Genomic DNA, 14,704 nt, shown 5'->3' with positions numbered 1-14,704 from the left:
CCGTTGAGAGCCTTAAAGAAGCGACTCGCGAAGTTCTCTCCGGCCTCACTGCCCGTGAAGCCAAGGTTCTGCGCATGCGCTTCGGTATCGACATGAATACCGACCACACCCTCGAGGAGGTTGGTAAACAGTTCGACGTTACCCGTGAACGGATTCGTCAGATCGAAGCCAAAGCGCTGCGCAAGCTGCGCCACCCGACGAGAAGCGAGCATTTGCGCTCCTTCCTCGACGAGTGATCACAAAACCCCCGGCCCTGCCGGGGGTTTTGCTTTCTATAGATTAAATCCCCTTCGCTTCGCTCCCTCCGCATAGCCCGTCTACACTCGAAACATTCCCCTCCCAAGCCATAACGAGACCGTTATGCCCAGACTGCCGGCCGTGCTTTTGCTATCGCTGATGACCTGGACCACAACGGCTGGCGCGCTGACTCTGACCGACGAAGAACGTGTCTGGCTTGCGGCTCACCCGGAACTGCGCCTGGGTGTCGACGCTTCCTGGCCACCGTTTGAATTTCGCGATGAACAAGGCCGATACCAAGGCCTTGCCGCTGACTACATCAACATCGTGCGTGATCGCCTGGCAATCAAAGTCACACCCATTGAGCCTGTGAGCTGGACCGAAGTCCTGAAACAGGCCAAACAGGGCAAGCTGGACCTCTTGCCCGGCGTCATGTCGACGCCCGAACGGCAGAGTTACCTCGCGTTCACGCGGCCCTATCTGGACTTTCCAATCGTCATCCTCGCCCATGTGAAAGGTGCACAGCCGCACAAGCTGGAAGACCTTTACGGCCTGAAAGTCGCCGTCGTGGAAAACTACGCCCCCCATGAACTGCTGCGCACCCACCATCCTGACCTCAATCTGGTCCCTATGCCCAATGTCAGCTCGACCTTGCAGGCACTGGCCACCGACGAGGTGGACGCGGTAGTCGGCGATCTGGCCTCAAGCGTCTGGAGCCTTCGCCAACTCAAACTCGACGGGCTCTATGTCAGCGGCGAAACACCGTATCGCTACCAATTGGCGATGGGCGTACCGCGAGACAACAAAATGCTGGTCGGGATTCTGGATAAAGTACTGGCGGACATGAGCCCCGGTGAAATCAGCGCCATCCAGGAGCATTGGGTTGGGAATGTCCTCGACCACCGCACCATCTGGTCCGACCTGCTGATGTACGGCTTGCCCGGCGTACTGCTGCTGGTGACCGTTCTGGCCGTGGTAATCCGCATCAATCGCCGCTTGAGCTCGGAAATTTCCCGTCGGGTAGCCCTGGAACAGGAGCTGCGCACCAGCGAATACCATTACCGCGGCCTGGTGGAGAGCCTTTCGGCAATAGCCTGGGAAGCGCGAATCAGCGATTTTACGTACAGCTACGTATCTCCCCATGCCGAAGGCCTGCTCGGCTACCCCCTGTCCCATTGGCTGATTCCGGGTTTCTGGCGCAACATCATCCACCCCGCCGACCTCACACGCGCCCAGGCATTTTGCGATCACGAAGTACTTGCCGGACGCGATTACAGCCTCGATTACCGGGTGATCACTGCCGATGGACGCTGCCTCTGGGTACGCGACATCGTCAGCCTGATAGAGCACGGCCACGAGCCAATACTGCGCGGGCTGATGATCGACATCAGTGAAGCCAAAAGAACCGAAGAAGCCTTGCGCCTCTCCGAGCAGAAGTTTGCCTCGGTATTCCAGCAATGCCCTGACATTCTGGTCATTGCACGCCTGTCCGACGGTTGCCTGCTGGAGGTCAACGAGGCGTTCGAAGAGCAAATTGGCCTCTCTGCCGGAGAAGTGATCGGACGGACCGCCACCGAACTGAACATCTGGGGCATCGCCGGTGTCGGCCCCGGACTCTTGCAGCGCTTGCAAGCCGGCAGTATTCGCAATCTGGAGATGCCCTTTCGTCGCAGTAATGGCCAGGTGTTCACCGGCCTGATCTCCGCCGAACCCTTCCAGCTCGACACCACCCCGGCACTGGTCGTGGTAGTGCGTGACATCAGCCAGCTCAAGGAAACCCAACAACAACTGCAAACCTCTGAAGAGAAATTTGCCAAAGCCTTCCATGCGTCCCCTGACGGCTTGTTGCTGTCACGCGTGAGCGACGGCCTGCTGATCGAGGTCAACGAAGGCTTCAGCCGCATCACCGGCTTCAACAGCGCGATGTCGCTGGACCGCTCGACCTTCGACCTCGGCATCTGGGTCAACCTGAATGAACGCAGGCAGATGCTCGACCTGTTGAAACGCGACGGCTTCGTGCGTGACTTCAGTTGCCATATACGCCGCAACGATGGGCAGATCCGTCTCTGCGAGATGTCCAGCCGGCCGCTGCCGATTGGCKATGACGATTGCATGCTGACCATCGCCCGGGATATCACCGAGCGGCATCTGATGCAGGAAAAACTGCAACAGGCTGCCACGGTATTCGAGAGCACCGCAGAAGGCGTATTGATCACCGACACCCAACAGCACATCAGTGCCGTCAACCGCGCGTTTACCGAGATCACCGGCTACAGCGAAACCGAAGSCCTGGGCCATACCCCAAGGCTGCTCGCCTCAGGCCTGCATGACAGCGCCTTCTACGCGGCAATGTGGCATCAACTGACCGCCGAAGGGCATTGGCAGGGCGAAATTTCCAACCGCCGCAAGAATGGCGAGCTGTACCCCAGTTGGCTGACCATCAGCGCGGTGCGCAATAAAGACCGCTTCATCACCCACTTCGTCGCGGTATTTGCCGATATCTCCAGCCTCAAGCACGCCCAGGCCAAACTCGACTATCAAGCTCACCACGATCCGTTGACGGGCCTGCCGAACCGGACGCTGTTCGAAAGCCGGCTGCTGACCGCACTCAACCACCAGCAGGAAAACGGTGGTCAGGGCGCCGTACTGTTTCTGGACCTCGATCGCTTCAAGCACATCAACGACAGCCTGGGTCATCCGGTTGGCGACCTGCTGCTCAAAGGCATCGCGGTGCGGCTCAAAGAGCAACTTCGGGACATCGATACCGTGGCGCGGCTGGGCGGTGACGAATTCATCATCCTGCTACCGGGCCTGCAACAAGCCAGCGACGCCGACCATATTGCCAACAAGCTGCTGAACTGCTTCACAGCGCCCTTCCAGGCTGGCGAGCACGARTTCTTCATCAGTGCCAGCATCGGCACCAGCCTCTACCCCAAGGACGGCAGCGACGTCGCCACGCTGATCAAAAACGCCGATGCTGCGATGTACCGCTCCAAAGCCAAAGGTCGCAACCGGGTTGAAAGCTATACCCGCGACCTGACCGCACAGGCCAGCGAACGCGTGGCACTGGAGCATGAGTTGCGCCGCGCTATCGAGCGCAATGAGCTGACGCTGTTCTATCAACCCAAAGTGAGCCTCACCCATCCGCGCCTGGTAGGTGCCGAAGCCCTGATCCGCTGGCGGCATCCAGCCTTCGGCGATGTGCCGCCCGAGCACTTCATCCCGCTGGCCGAAGAAAACGGCATGATCCTGCAAATCGGTGACTGGGTACTGGAACAGGCCTGCCTGCAGATGTACGAGTGGAACCAGCGCTATGAAAGTTTCGGCCCGCTGTCAGTCAACCTGGCCGGAGCGCAACTACGCCAGCCGAACCTGCTGGTCCGCATCGAACAATTGCTCAAGGACAACCGCCTCAAACCGGGCTTCCTGCAACTGGAAATCACCGAAAACTTCATCATGAGCCAGGCCGAAGAGGCACTTGAAGTCCTGCATCAGCTCAAACGCCTGGGCGTGCAGTTGGCCATCGACGACTTCGGCACCGGTTATTCCTCGCTGAGCTACCTTAAACGCTTGCCGCTGGATTTCCTGAAAATTGACCAGTCCTTTGTCCGCGGACTGCCGGACGACCCACACGATGCCGCCATCGTCCGCGCAATCATTGCCCTGGGCCGCAGCATGCAATTCACGATCATTGCCGAAGGTGTTGAAACCCACGCGCAGCAGCAATTCCTGACTGCAGAGGGTTGCGAACAGATCCAGGGCTACATCGTCAGCCTGCCTCTACCCGCCGACGAATTCGCTGCAACCTTTCTTCGTATCGCAGTTTCAGACTTTTCGGATAGCACAGCCGGGAAACCATCGCTATAATCCGCGGCCTACTGAGGGCCTATAGCTCAGTTGGTTAGAGCAGAGGACTCATAATCCTTTGGTCCACGGTTCAAGTCCGTGTGGGCCCACCAAACTCGAAAGCCGCGCACTGCGCGGCTTTTTTGTACCCACAAGAAGTCCGGTACACAAAGCCCATGGCATTTACGCCATGCATTTGGCGAAAAAAACGTCTACAGTTCACGCTTGCATGAGCCCATGCATACCCAGCGCAATGTCTTGTGCATTTTTGAGTTCGCGCCTTGGCGCAAGTAGCAGGTTATCGGTCGGATCGATAGAAAATCCACGTCGCACGAGTGTGTCGGGCTTGGTATTCGAGCCCCTTTACTGACCCACATTCGATATCGAGCGCTCATCAGGCCACATCGACGCCCCATGACGAATGACGCGCTATCAGATATCTTGAAATTCGGTATCGACTCCAACCACCGACAAGAATAAACAATCGATGCCATTGGCATGACCAACGGACACCTGATGAACGCAAGCGAAAAATATTTCATGATCGATAACAAACTTAGTCATGTGAACGGGTTCAATGAGTGTCACAACATCGAAACAGGAACTGTTTTCATTATTGCCTCCGGCAGTTCCGCCAAAGACTTTCCCATTGAAGAATTCGCTCATGTTCCGATGATCACAATGAACGGGGCGGTCGCACTTTTCGAGGGCACCGCGATCCAGCCGTTTTTCTACGTTTGTACGGACATGAGCTTCCCGACTCAGCAGCCTGAATTATTTTCGCACGCGATGCAGATTAGCCAGCGAGTCGCCTTGTGGGAGGAGTACATCCGGCGAAACAGCATTCGAGCTCACGGCAAGCTATACGCGCTAAAGCCGGCAGCTAAACAATCCTGGGTCGATTCGATCTTCAAAAAGAACAACGATCTCGTACGCAGTCGTTCTATTTTTGGCCACCGAAGAAAGAGCATCGGGTTTAGCAAAAACCTCAGCGATGGCTTTTTTGACTCCCGCACCGTGGCTTATCTTGCTCTACAACTTGCCTACCATGCCGGTTTCACCAAGGTGATCCTGGTCGGAGTGGACTTACAACAATCCAGCGGTCGGTTCTATGAAACAGCTGACAGTCGCATATCCCCGTGTGAACTCGATCAACATTTCCACACCCGAATTCTTCCGTCATTGAAGTTGATGTCGAAAAAGGTCATGAACAAGCACTTCTCGGTCTACAACCTCTCTGGCAACTCTAGAATCCCCGACAGCGTGATACCCAATATAAAGATTCAAGAGGTCAGGGCCTTGGTCAAATGACCCGCACCATGCACGCGTTTCGCGTTTAAACCGCCCCATCGCACAACCCTTTACGGCTCACCCATCGGTAACATGCTCGCCCACCGAAATGTGCCGCCGGAGATGACCTTGCCTGATACCCGCCCTCCCATCCTCGACGAAATCGACCGCCAACTGATCGCGGCCTTGCAGATTAATGCCCGTGAAAGCGTGGCCATGCTCGCCCGGCAATTGGGGATTGCACGCACCACGGTGACGTCACGCCTGGCGCGGCTGGAAAAATCCCGAGTCATTACCGGCTACGGCGTGCGGCTCGGGCAACGGGTGGTCGATGGCGGCTTGCAGGCTTATGTCGGGATAACCGTGCAACCGCGCCAGATCGGTAGCGTCGACGGCGTAGAAAAAACCACCACTTCGATCATCCTCAGCAGCAAGATTGACCGCGGCCAGCCAGTTTGATCGATCAGCTCGTCACATTGCACAAACAACATGCAGAACGACGACACATTGCGTCTTATTAACGTGCTCTACGCTCCCTAGAATGGCGACAGTCTTTTCCTATACTCAGCACCGAGTGYGAGTCGCCAGTAAGGTCAGCCATGAACAAGAACAATCGCCATCCTGCAGACGGTAAAAAACCAGTCACCATTTTCGGCCCGGACTTTCCATTCGCCTTTGACGACTGGATCGAGCACCCGGCTGGCTTAGGCAGTATTCCTGCGCACAACCACGGTGCAGAAGTGGCGATTGTCGGCGCAGGTATCGCAGGTCTGGTGGCCGCTTACGAGCTGATGAAACTGGGCCTCAAGCCGGTTGTGTACGAAGCGTCGAAAATGGGCGGCCGCTTGCGCTCCCAGGCGTTCGAAGGCGCTGAAGGGATCATCGCCGAGTTGGGCGGCATGCGTTTCCCGGTGTCGTCCACTGCGTTCTATCACTATGTCGACAAGCTCGGTCTTGAGACCAAGCCTTTCCCTAACCCGTTGACCCCAGCTTCCGGAAGCACCGTCATCGACCTGGAAGGACAGACCCATTACGCACAGAAACTCGCCGACCTTCCTGCACTGTTCCAGGAAGTGGCCGACGCCTGGGCGGATGCACTGGAAGACGGCTCACGCTTTGGCGAGATCCAGCAAGCGATACGCGACCGCGATGTGCCACGCCTCAAAGAACTGTGGAACACCCTTGTTCCGCTGTGGGATGACCGGACCTTCTACGACTTCGTCGCCACCTCCAAAGCCTTCGCCAAGCTGTCGTTCCATCACCGCGAAGTGTTTGGCCAGGTCGGTTTCGGCACCGGCGGCTGGGACTCGGACTTCCCGAACTCGATGCTGGAAATCTTCCGCGTCGTCATGACCAACTGCGACGACCACCAACACCTGGTAGTCGGCGGTGTGGAACAGGTGCCGCTGGGCATCTGGCGCCATGTGCCCGAGCGCTGCGCTCACTGGCCGGAAGGCACCAGCCTTAGCTCGCTGCACAACGGTGCGCCACGCACCGGGGTCAAACGCATCGCGCGCGCCGCGGATGGCCGTTTCAGCGTGACCGATAACTGGGGTGACACCCGCGAATACGCCGCTGTGCTGACCACCTGCCAGAGCTGGCTGCTGACCACTCAGATCGAGTGCGAAGAGTCGCTGTTCTCGCAAAAAATGTGGATGGCCCTGGACCGCACCCGGTACATGCAATCGTCGAAAACCTTTGTGATGGTCGACCGGCCGTTCTGGAAAGACAAAGACCCGGAAACCGGTCGCGACCTGATGAGCATGACCTTGACCGACCGTCTGACTCGCGGCACCTACCTCTTCGATAACGGCGACGACAAGCCAGGCGTGATTTGCCTGTCATATTCGTGGATGAGCGACGCGTTGAAAATGCTTCCGCAACCGATCGAGAAACGCGTGAAGCTGGCACTGGATGCCCTGAAGAAGATCTATCCGAAAGTCGACATCGCCGCGCGCATCATCGGCGACCCGATTACCGTGTCTTGGGAAGCCGACCCGCACTTCCTCGGTGCATTCAAAGGCGCCCTGCCCGGCCACTATCGCTACAACCAGCGGATGTACGCACACTTCATGCAACAAGACATGCCCGCCGAACAGCGTGGGATTTTTATCGCTGGCGACGACGTCTCGTGGACACCGGCGTGGGTCGAAGGCGCGGTACAGACCTCGCTCAACGCGGTATGGGGCATCATGAATCACTTCGGCGGTACAACCCACGTCGAAAACCCAGGCCCGGGCGACGTGTTTCATGACATCGGCCCGATTGCCCTGCCCGAGTAAGAGGAGTCCGAAATGCGCGTAGCTCTCTACCAATGCCCGCCGCTACCGCTCGACGTTGCCGGCAATCTGCAACGCCTGCAAAAACTCGCGACGGAGGCCAAAGGCGCCGATCTGCTGGTGTTTCCGGAGATGTTCCTGACCGGCTACAACATCGGTGCCGAAGCAGTTGGCGCATTGGCCGAGGCGCAAGACGGTACTTCAGCGCAGTACATTGCGAGCATCACCAAGGCCTCCGGTATCGCCATTGTGTATGGCTACCCGGAGCGCGCCGAGGACGGGCAGATCTATAACGCCGTGCAGTTGATCGATAGCCGGGGCCAGCGTCTGGCCAACTACCGCAAGACTCATCTGTTCGGCGAACTCGATCATTCGATGTTCAGCGTTGGGCCGGATGAGTTTCCATTGGTGGAGCTCAATGGCTGGAAGCTGGGCTTTTTGATCTGCTACGACCTGGAGTTTCCGGAAAACGCCCGGCGCCTGGCGCTGGCCGGCGCCGAGCTGATTCTGGTGCCGACGGCGAACATGATTCCCTACGACTTCATCGCCGATGTCACCGTGCGTTCGCGGGCCTTCGAGAACCAATGTTACGTGGCGTATGCCAATTACTGTGGGCACGAAGGCGAGATCCACTACTGCGGTCAAAGCAGCATCGCCGCACCGAATGGCAGTCGCATCGCCCAGGCCGGCCTGGATGAAGCGCTGATCATTGGTACGCTGGATCGGCAGTTGATGCTCAACTCTCGCAACGCCAATCGCTACTTTCTCGATCGTCGGCCAGAGCTCTACGGCGAGCTGAACAAGCGCAGGCCCTAGGTTTTCGCTAGCATGAGCACTTCTTAAGTAGCGGAAGTGCTCATGCCTGCGCCGACCCACCTTATCCCTCACATCGAAACCCTGGCCAACGGCCTGCGGGTTTCACTTCGTCATGCGCCCGGTTTGAAACGCTGCGCCGCGGCTTTACGGGTTGCCGCCGGCAGCCACGATGCGCCGCTGGCCTGGCCTGGGCTGGCGCACTTTCTTGAACACTTGTTCTTTCTCGGCACCGAACGCTTTCCTGCTGACGATGGCTTGATGGCCTACGTGCAACGTCACGGCGGGCAACTGAACGCCAGCACCCGCGAGCGCACCACCGACTTCTTCTTCGAACTGCCGCCTCAGGCCTTCGCCGGAGGGCTTGAGCGTTTGTGCGACATGCTCGCCCACCCGCGTCTGAATCCGGACGATCAGTTGCGTGAACGGGAAGTACTGGAAGCTGAATTCATTGCCTGGTCTCAAGATGCTGAAGCGCAACGACAGGTCGCATTGTTCAGCGGGCTTTCGCCAGATCATCCATTGCGCGGTTTCCATGCCGGCAATCGCGACAGCCTCGCAGTGCAGCAGCCTGAGTTTCAACAGGCCCTAAGCACGTTCTATCAGCGTTTCTACCAGACCGGTCAAATAACTCTGAGCCTCGCCGGTCCGCAGTCTGTGGATGAATTGCGTAGCCTGGCCGAGCGCTTGAGCAGCGACTTCGCCGTCGGTGAGCAGCAACCGCAAAGCGCCCCACCCGCGCTGATGACAACGGCAAACAGAAGTTATCAACAGGCTGACGAACGCCGACTCAATCTGCTATTTGCATTCGAAGCCTTGCCGAACGCATCCCGTGAAGCACTGGATTTTCTCTGCACCTGGCTGAATGCGTCGAAACCGGGAGGTTTGTTTGCCGAGTTACGCCATCGCCAATTGATCGACAGCCTGAAGGCGGCGCCGCTGTACCATTTCGCCGGGCAAGCGCTGCTGCAGGTCGAGTTCAACCTGACGGCCAGTGCCGCAACGCAGACCGGGATAATCAGCGAACTGCTCGGCGATTGGCTGAGCTTTTTCGCCGACCATGCTGATTGGTCTGAACTGCGCGAAGAATATGCCCTGTTGCAACAGCAAAAACGTCAGGCCAGCAACGCCTTGACGCTCGCCCGACTGGATAGCGAGAAGTTGGAGCCAGAACTCTCAGAGTCGGGTGTGATTGCCCTCAAGGCGATCTTGCAGCAGATGAATCCGACACCTGTGGATAACTTGAATGTCGTCTGGCAACTGCCACCCTCCAATCCRCTCCTGCGTTCGGCCGAAGCGCCAGCACCAGCCGGTTTGATCCGTGGACAAACCAGCGCTCATCGCGGCTTGCGCACGTTTGCCCAGGATCGCACGCGCAGTCGCCGTGAACGCTCACCCATGCAGTTCAGCCCGGCACTGGCGGACGATAGCGGCGAAGCGGCGGTTTGCCTGCGTTGGCGCCTCGAGTCCGCACCACCAGCCAATCTTCAACCGACACTGGCCCGTAGTCTGCAAGGCCTGCGCGATGACGCCAGTCAGGCGGGCGTCGAGCTGTCCTTCAGCGAAACGGGCAATCAATGGTTGCTGAAAATCAGCGGACGGCATGAGCCGATGCCGGCGATTCTCGAACAGGCGCTGCTGTGTCTGATGAAACCCGTCGCCGATGCCTGGCTCAATACCGAATCGCCAGCGCCGCTGATCGCGATCCGGCAATTGCTTAAGGTGTTGCCGGCACATTGCCTGAGACAGGATTCGCAGCCGACATCGCAGCCTGCCGGAGCTGATGCCCTACAGCAATTCTGGGCCACTGCTCGCTGGGATGGATTGGCCGCAGGTCTACCGGCGACCGTTCAAACAGCGATCACCCGCGCCTTGAGCCGCGTGCCTGGCATTCCCGTCAGCGAGATGACCGCGCCCGTCTCCATTGCCGGCCAGCACCTCTGGAGCGAAGTACCGAGCAACACCAACGAGCATGCGCTGCTGCTGTTTTGTCCGACGCCCACTCAGGAACTGACTGACGAAGCCGCATGGCGCCTGCTGGCGCAACTCTGCCAAACACCGTTCTATCAACGTCTGCGGGTCGAACTGCAATTGGGCTACGCGGTGTTCAGCGGTGTCCGTCAGATCAACGGACAAACCGGGCTGCTGTTCGGCGTGCAATCACCGAACGCGTCGGTGAAAGAGATTCTCGAACACATCGAAGCCTTCCTGAAGCAACTGCCCGAACTCATCTCGACGCTTGATGAAGCGTCCTTGATCAATCAACGCCAGACCCTGGCCGAACAACTCGACGGCAATGCCATGCCGCTTGCCCAGGCCTTTGAACTGCTGTGGCAGGGCAAACTGGGCGGCCATTCGTCGGATTACCTGTCGCAGTTGCAACAGGCCGTTTGGTTGTTGGATCGCGCAGCTTTGCTCGACGCAGCAAGGCACTTGATACATGCAGCAGGTGGCCGCCGATGCTTGGCTACCGATACCTGCCCGGATGGCACCTGGCAACCGACAGTCCGATCATTACCTGGGCTGTAATGGGCTTTCTTCGAGAGATGTCTCCAATTTGCAGAAACGTTTCAGTAACATAGCCTGGCAAGCCTCTGGACATCTCCTGCAGGAGGTGGACTATAGGTATAGAGTGAATTTTCTCACGAGCCTGAAGGAACGTTTTTTATGACTTGGTCCAAACCTGCTTACACCGACCTGCGTATCGGCTTTGAAGTCACCATGTACTTCGCCAGCCGTTGATACTGCCCTTGGGTAGAACATGCGGTACAACGCCTCGGCCCGTCCGGGGCGTTTTTATTTTTAGCGTTGAAGTGATGGAGCAACCATGTTTGTCCAGATTCTAGGTTCCGCCGCCGGCGGTGGTTTCCCGCAGTGGAACTGCAACTGCGTGAACTGCGCAGGTTTTCGCGACGGTAGCCTGCGGGCCGAGGCGCGTACCCAGTCGTCTATCGCGATTTCCGATGACGGCGTGAACTGGGTCCTGTGCAACGCCTCGCCGGACATTCGCGCGCAGCTCCAGAACTTCGCCCCGATGCAACCGGGCCGCGCCCTGCGTGACACCGGCATCAGTGCAATCATCCTGATGGACAGCCAGATCGACCACACCACCGGCCTGTTGAGCCTGCGCGAAGGCTGCCCGCATCAGGTCTGGTGCACCGACATGGTCCATGAAGACCTCAGCACCGGCTTCCCGCTGTTCACCATGCTCACCCACTGGAATGGCGGGTTGAACTGGAACCGCATCGAGCTCGACCAGAGCTTCAGCGTCCCGRCCTGCCCGAACCTGCGTTTTACCCCATTGCCACTGCGTAGCGCCGCACCGCCCTACTCGCCGCATCGCTTCGATCCACACCCGGGCGACAACATCGGGTTGATCGTCGAAGACCTGCAAACGGGCGGCAAGTTGTTCTATGCGCCAGGGTTGGGCAAGGTCGATGCGCCATTGCTGGAGATCATGGCGGGCAGCGATTGCTTGCTCGTGGACGGCACGCTGTGGGACGACGATGAAATGCAGCGCCGTGGCGTCGGCACCCGCACCGGCCGGGAGATGGGTCATCTGGCACAGAACGGCCCCGGCGGCATGCTCGAAGTGCTGGAACAACTGCCACAGCAGCGCAAAGTACTTATCCACATCAACAACACCAACCCGATTCTCGATGAGGACTCGGCCGAGCGCGCCGAACTGGTTCGACGCAATGTTGAAGTGGCCTACGATGGCATGAGTATCGAGTTGTAAGAAATGGCCCCTTCGCGAGCAGGCTCGCTCCCACAGGGGTCCGAATCGGACCCGACTTTCTGTGCACAGCAGGTCTACTGTGGGAGCGAGCCTGCTCGCGATGAGGTCGGCAACAACACCCCATATCTACGGTTGTTCCCCCGGAGAACCGAAATGACTGACACACCACTCTCCCCCGCCGAGTTCGAACAGGCGCTTCGGGCGAAGGGCGCCTACTACCACATCCATCACCCGTATCACGTGGCGATGTACGAAGGCCGGGCGACCCGCGAGCAGATCCAGGGCTGGGTCGCCAACCGTTTCTACTATCAGGTGAATATCCCGCTCAAGGACGCTGCGATTCTGGCCAACTGCCCGGACCGTGAAGTCCGTCGCGAGTGGATTCAACGCCTGCTCGACCACGACGGCGCGCCCGGTGAGGACGGTGGTATCGAAGCCTGGTTGCGCCTCGGCCAAGCCGTTGGCCTGGACCCGGACCAACTGCGTTCCCAGGAACTGGTGTTGCCCGGCGTGCGTTTCGCGGTGGATGCCTACGTCAACTTCGCCCGCCGGGCCAATTGGCAGGAAGCCGCCAGCAGCTCGCTGACCGAACTGTTCGCACCGCAAATCCACCAATCGCGCCTGGACAGTTGGCCGCAGCATTACCCGTGGATCGATCCGGCCGGTTATGAGTATTTCCGCACCCGGCTGGGTCAGGCACGGCGCGATGTCGAGCACGGTCTGGCGATCACCCTGCAGCACTACACCACGTATGAAGGCCAGCAGCGCATGCTGGAAATTCTCCAGTTCAAACTGGACATCCTTTGGAGCATGCTTGACGCCATGAGCATGGCTTATGAACTGAACCGCCCGCCTTATCACAGCGTGACCGAGCAACGGGTCTGGCATAAAGGGATCGCCTTATGAGTTTCGACCGCAGCAAGACCCCGCGCTGGCGTCCCGGCTACCGCTTCCAGTACGAACCGGCGCAAAAAGGCCATGTGCTGCTSTACCCGGAAGGCATGATCAAACTCAACGAAAGCGCCGCGCTGATTGGTGGCCTGATCGACGGTGAGCGTGACGTCGCGGCGATCATTGCCGAACTGGACGCCCAGTTCCCCGGCGTACCCGAGCTCGGTGACGACATCGAGCAATTCATGGAGGTCGCCCGTGCAGAGCACTGGATCGAGCTTGCCTGAATCAGAGGCGCTGCCATTGCCGCCCAAACCCGAGATCGGCCTGCCGCTGTGGCTACTCGCCGAGCTGACCTACCGTTGCCCGCTGCAATGCCCCTACTGCTCAAACCCGCTGGACTTCGCCGAACAAGGCAAAGAACTCAGCACCGAGCAGTGGCTCAAGGTGTTTCGCGAGGCACGGGAAATGGGCGCGGCGCAGCTGGGTTTCTCTGGCGGCGAACCGCTGGTGCGCCAGGACCTCGCCGAGCTGATCGCCGAGGCTCGAAAACTGGGCTTCTACACCAACCTGATCACCTCGGGGATTGGTCTCACCGAGCAGAAAATCAGCGACTTCAAGAAGGCCGGTCTCGATCACATCCAGATCAGTTTCCAGGCCAGCGATGAACAGGTGAATAACTTGTTGGCCGGTTCGAAAAAAGCCTTCGCCCAGAAGCTGGAAATGGCCCGTGCAGTGAAAGCCCACGGCTACCCGATGGTGCTGAACTTCGTAACCCATCGGCACAATATCGACAAGATCGACCGCATCATCGAGCTGTGCATTGCCCTTGAGGCCGACTTCGTCGAGCTCGCCACCTGCCAGTTCTACGGCTGGGCCCAGCTCAACCGCGTCGGCTTGCTGCCGACCAGGGAACAGCTGGTGCGCGCCGAGCGCATCACCAACGAATACCGGGCCAAACTCGAAGCCGAAGGTCACCCGTGCAAGCTGATCTTTGTCACCCCGGACTACTACGAGGAGCGCCCCAAGGCCTGCATGAATGGCTGGGGCAGCATTTTCCTGACCGTGACTCCGGACGGCACCGCCCTGCCTTGCCATGGCGCACGACAGATGCCAGTGCAATTCCCGAACGTGCGCGATCACAGCATGCAGCACATCTGGTACGACTCGTTCGGCTTCAACCGCTTTCGCGGTTACGACTGGATGCCCGAGCCGTGCCGATCCTGTGACGAGAAAGAAAAGGACTTCGGCGGCTGCCGTTGCCAGGCCTTCATGCTCACGGGTGACGCGAGCAATGCCGACCCGGTGTGCAGCAAGTCGGAACATCACGGCGTGATCCTCAAGGCCCGCGAAGAAGCCGAGCACGCTACCCAGACCATCGAACAATTGGCCTTTCGCAATGAACGAAACTCACGCCTCATCGTTAAAAGCTGAACCCTTGAGCGCACTCAAAGCCGTAGAGGCCGGTGTCGATTTCACTGATTTGTCCGTTGGCGCTCAAGGTTTGTTCTGGAATGAGTACCGTCCCGAAGATGGCGCTTGCCGAATCTGGCACTGGCGCGACAACACCGCCCATTGCCTGACCCCGCCGGGGTTCAGCGCGCGCAGT

Annotated in this window: 12 protein-coding genes, 1 tRNA gene and 1 pseudogene; all 14 read left to right on the top strand. The window is 58.8% G+C overall.

Annotation, left to right across the window (positions count from 1 at the left end; genetic code table 11):
- Nucleotides 1-236, top strand: a 236-nt coding sequence (locus tag AC1DH9_RS14200; protein WP_477808322.1) for a sigma-70 family RNA polymerase sigma factor, incomplete at its 5' end; no start/stop codon positions are given.
- Between the two features lie 124 nt (nucleotides 237-360).
- Nucleotides 361-4,104 carry a bifunctional diguanylate cyclase/phosphodiesterase gene (locus AC1DH9_RS14195; protein ID WP_477808321.1) on the top strand — a complete coding sequence of 1,248 codons (3,744 nt, stop codon included), beginning with the start codon at nucleotides 361-363 and terminating at the stop codon, nucleotides 4,102-4,104.
- A gap of 15 nt (nucleotides 4,105-4,119) precedes the next feature.
- Nucleotides 4,120-4,196, top strand: a tRNA-Ile gene (locus tag AC1DH9_RS14190).
- 385 nt (nucleotides 4,197-4,581) lie between these two features.
- The gene (locus tag AC1DH9_RS14185) at nucleotides 4,582-5,394 is read left to right on the top strand and encodes a lipopolysaccharide biosynthesis protein (RefSeq protein ID WP_427545649.1); all 813 of its coding nucleotides are present in this window, start codon (nucleotides 4,582-4,584) and stop codon (nucleotides 5,392-5,394) included.
- A gap of 108 nt (nucleotides 5,395-5,502) precedes the next feature.
- The gene (locus tag AC1DH9_RS14180; protein WP_477808320.1) at nucleotides 5,503-5,832 is read left to right on the top strand and encodes an Lrp/AsnC family transcriptional regulator; all 330 of its coding nucleotides are present in this window, start codon (nucleotides 5,503-5,505) and stop codon (nucleotides 5,830-5,832) included.
- A 140-nt stretch (nucleotides 5,833-5,972) separates the two neighbouring features.
- Complete coding sequence (locus tag AC1DH9_RS14175; protein WP_427545645.1) at nucleotides 5,973-7,655, top strand: flavin monoamine oxidase family protein; 1,683 nt, start codon at nucleotides 5,973-5,975, stop codon at nucleotides 7,653-7,655.
- Nucleotides 7,656-7,667: 12 nt separating this feature from the next.
- On the top strand, nucleotides 7,668-8,468 hold the full coding sequence (locus AC1DH9_RS14170; RefSeq protein WP_427545643.1) for a carbon-nitrogen hydrolase family protein: 801 nt from the start codon (nucleotides 7,668-7,670) through the stop codon (nucleotides 8,466-8,468).
- Between the two features lie 42 nt (nucleotides 8,469-8,510).
- Nucleotides 8,511-10,994, top strand: coding sequence for a pyrroloquinoline quinone biosynthesis protein PqqF (pqqF, locus tag AC1DH9_RS14165; protein ID WP_427545641.1), 2,484 nt, complete (start codon nucleotides 8,511-8,513; stop codon nucleotides 10,992-10,994).
- A 138-nt stretch (nucleotides 10,995-11,132) separates the two neighbouring features.
- Entirely contained in the window at nucleotides 11,133-11,207 is a 75-nt protein-coding gene (gene pqqA / locus AC1DH9_RS14160) for a pyrroloquinoline quinone precursor peptide PqqA (RefSeq protein WP_003194766.1), read from the top strand.
- Between the two features lie 85 nt (nucleotides 11,208-11,292).
- Nucleotides 11,293-12,204, top strand: coding sequence for a pyrroloquinoline quinone biosynthesis protein PqqB (gene pqqB, locus AC1DH9_RS14155; RefSeq protein ID WP_477808319.1), 912 nt, complete (start codon nucleotides 11,293-11,295; stop codon nucleotides 12,202-12,204).
- Between the two features lie 153 nt (nucleotides 12,205-12,357).
- The gene (gene pqqC, locus AC1DH9_RS14150) at nucleotides 12,358-13,110 is read left to right on the top strand and encodes a pyrroloquinoline-quinone synthase PqqC (protein ID WP_103315901.1); all 753 of its coding nucleotides are present in this window, start codon (nucleotides 12,358-12,360) and stop codon (nucleotides 13,108-13,110) included.
- Nucleotides 13,107-13,382, top strand: coding sequence for a pyrroloquinoline quinone biosynthesis peptide chaperone PqqD (gene pqqD, locus AC1DH9_RS14145; RefSeq protein ID WP_427545637.1), 276 nt, complete (start codon nucleotides 13,107-13,109; stop codon nucleotides 13,380-13,382). The genes pqqC and pqqD overlap by 4 nt, the downstream gene beginning before the upstream one ends.
- Entirely contained in the window at nucleotides 13,354-14,529 is a 1,176-nt protein-coding gene (gene pqqE, locus AC1DH9_RS14140; protein WP_427545635.1) for a pyrroloquinoline quinone biosynthesis protein PqqE, read from the top strand. The genes pqqD and pqqE overlap by 29 nt, the downstream gene beginning before the upstream one ends.
- Nucleotides 14,495-14,704 (top strand): annotated as a pseudogene (locus tag AC1DH9_RS14135) (S9 family peptidase); the annotation flags it as partial. The gene pqqE and the pseudogene AC1DH9_RS14135, both read left to right, overlap by 35 nt.

The organism is Pseudomonas sp. 05T35 (assembly GCF_056396605.1).
This window is presented reverse-complemented; position numbering and strand designations above follow the sequence as displayed.

What these genes read in the sequence shown, in the direction of transcription:
- AC1DH9_RS14170 (WP_427545643.1), top strand. Translation starts at nt 7,668, where the DNA reads ATGCGCGTAGCTCTCTACCAATGCCCGCCGCTACCGCTCGACGTTGCC.
- AC1DH9_RS14175 (WP_427545645.1), top strand. Translation starts at nt 5,973, where the DNA reads ATGAACAAGAACAATCGCCATCCTGCAGACGGTAAAAAACCAGTCACC.
- pqqC (WP_103315901.1), top strand. Translation starts at nt 12,358, where the DNA reads ATGACTGACACACCACTCTCCCCCGCCGAGTTCGAACAGGCGCTTCGG.
- AC1DH9_RS14185 (WP_427545649.1), top strand. Translation starts at nt 4,582, where the DNA reads ATGACCAACGGACACCTGATGAACGCAAGCGAAAAATATTTCATGATC.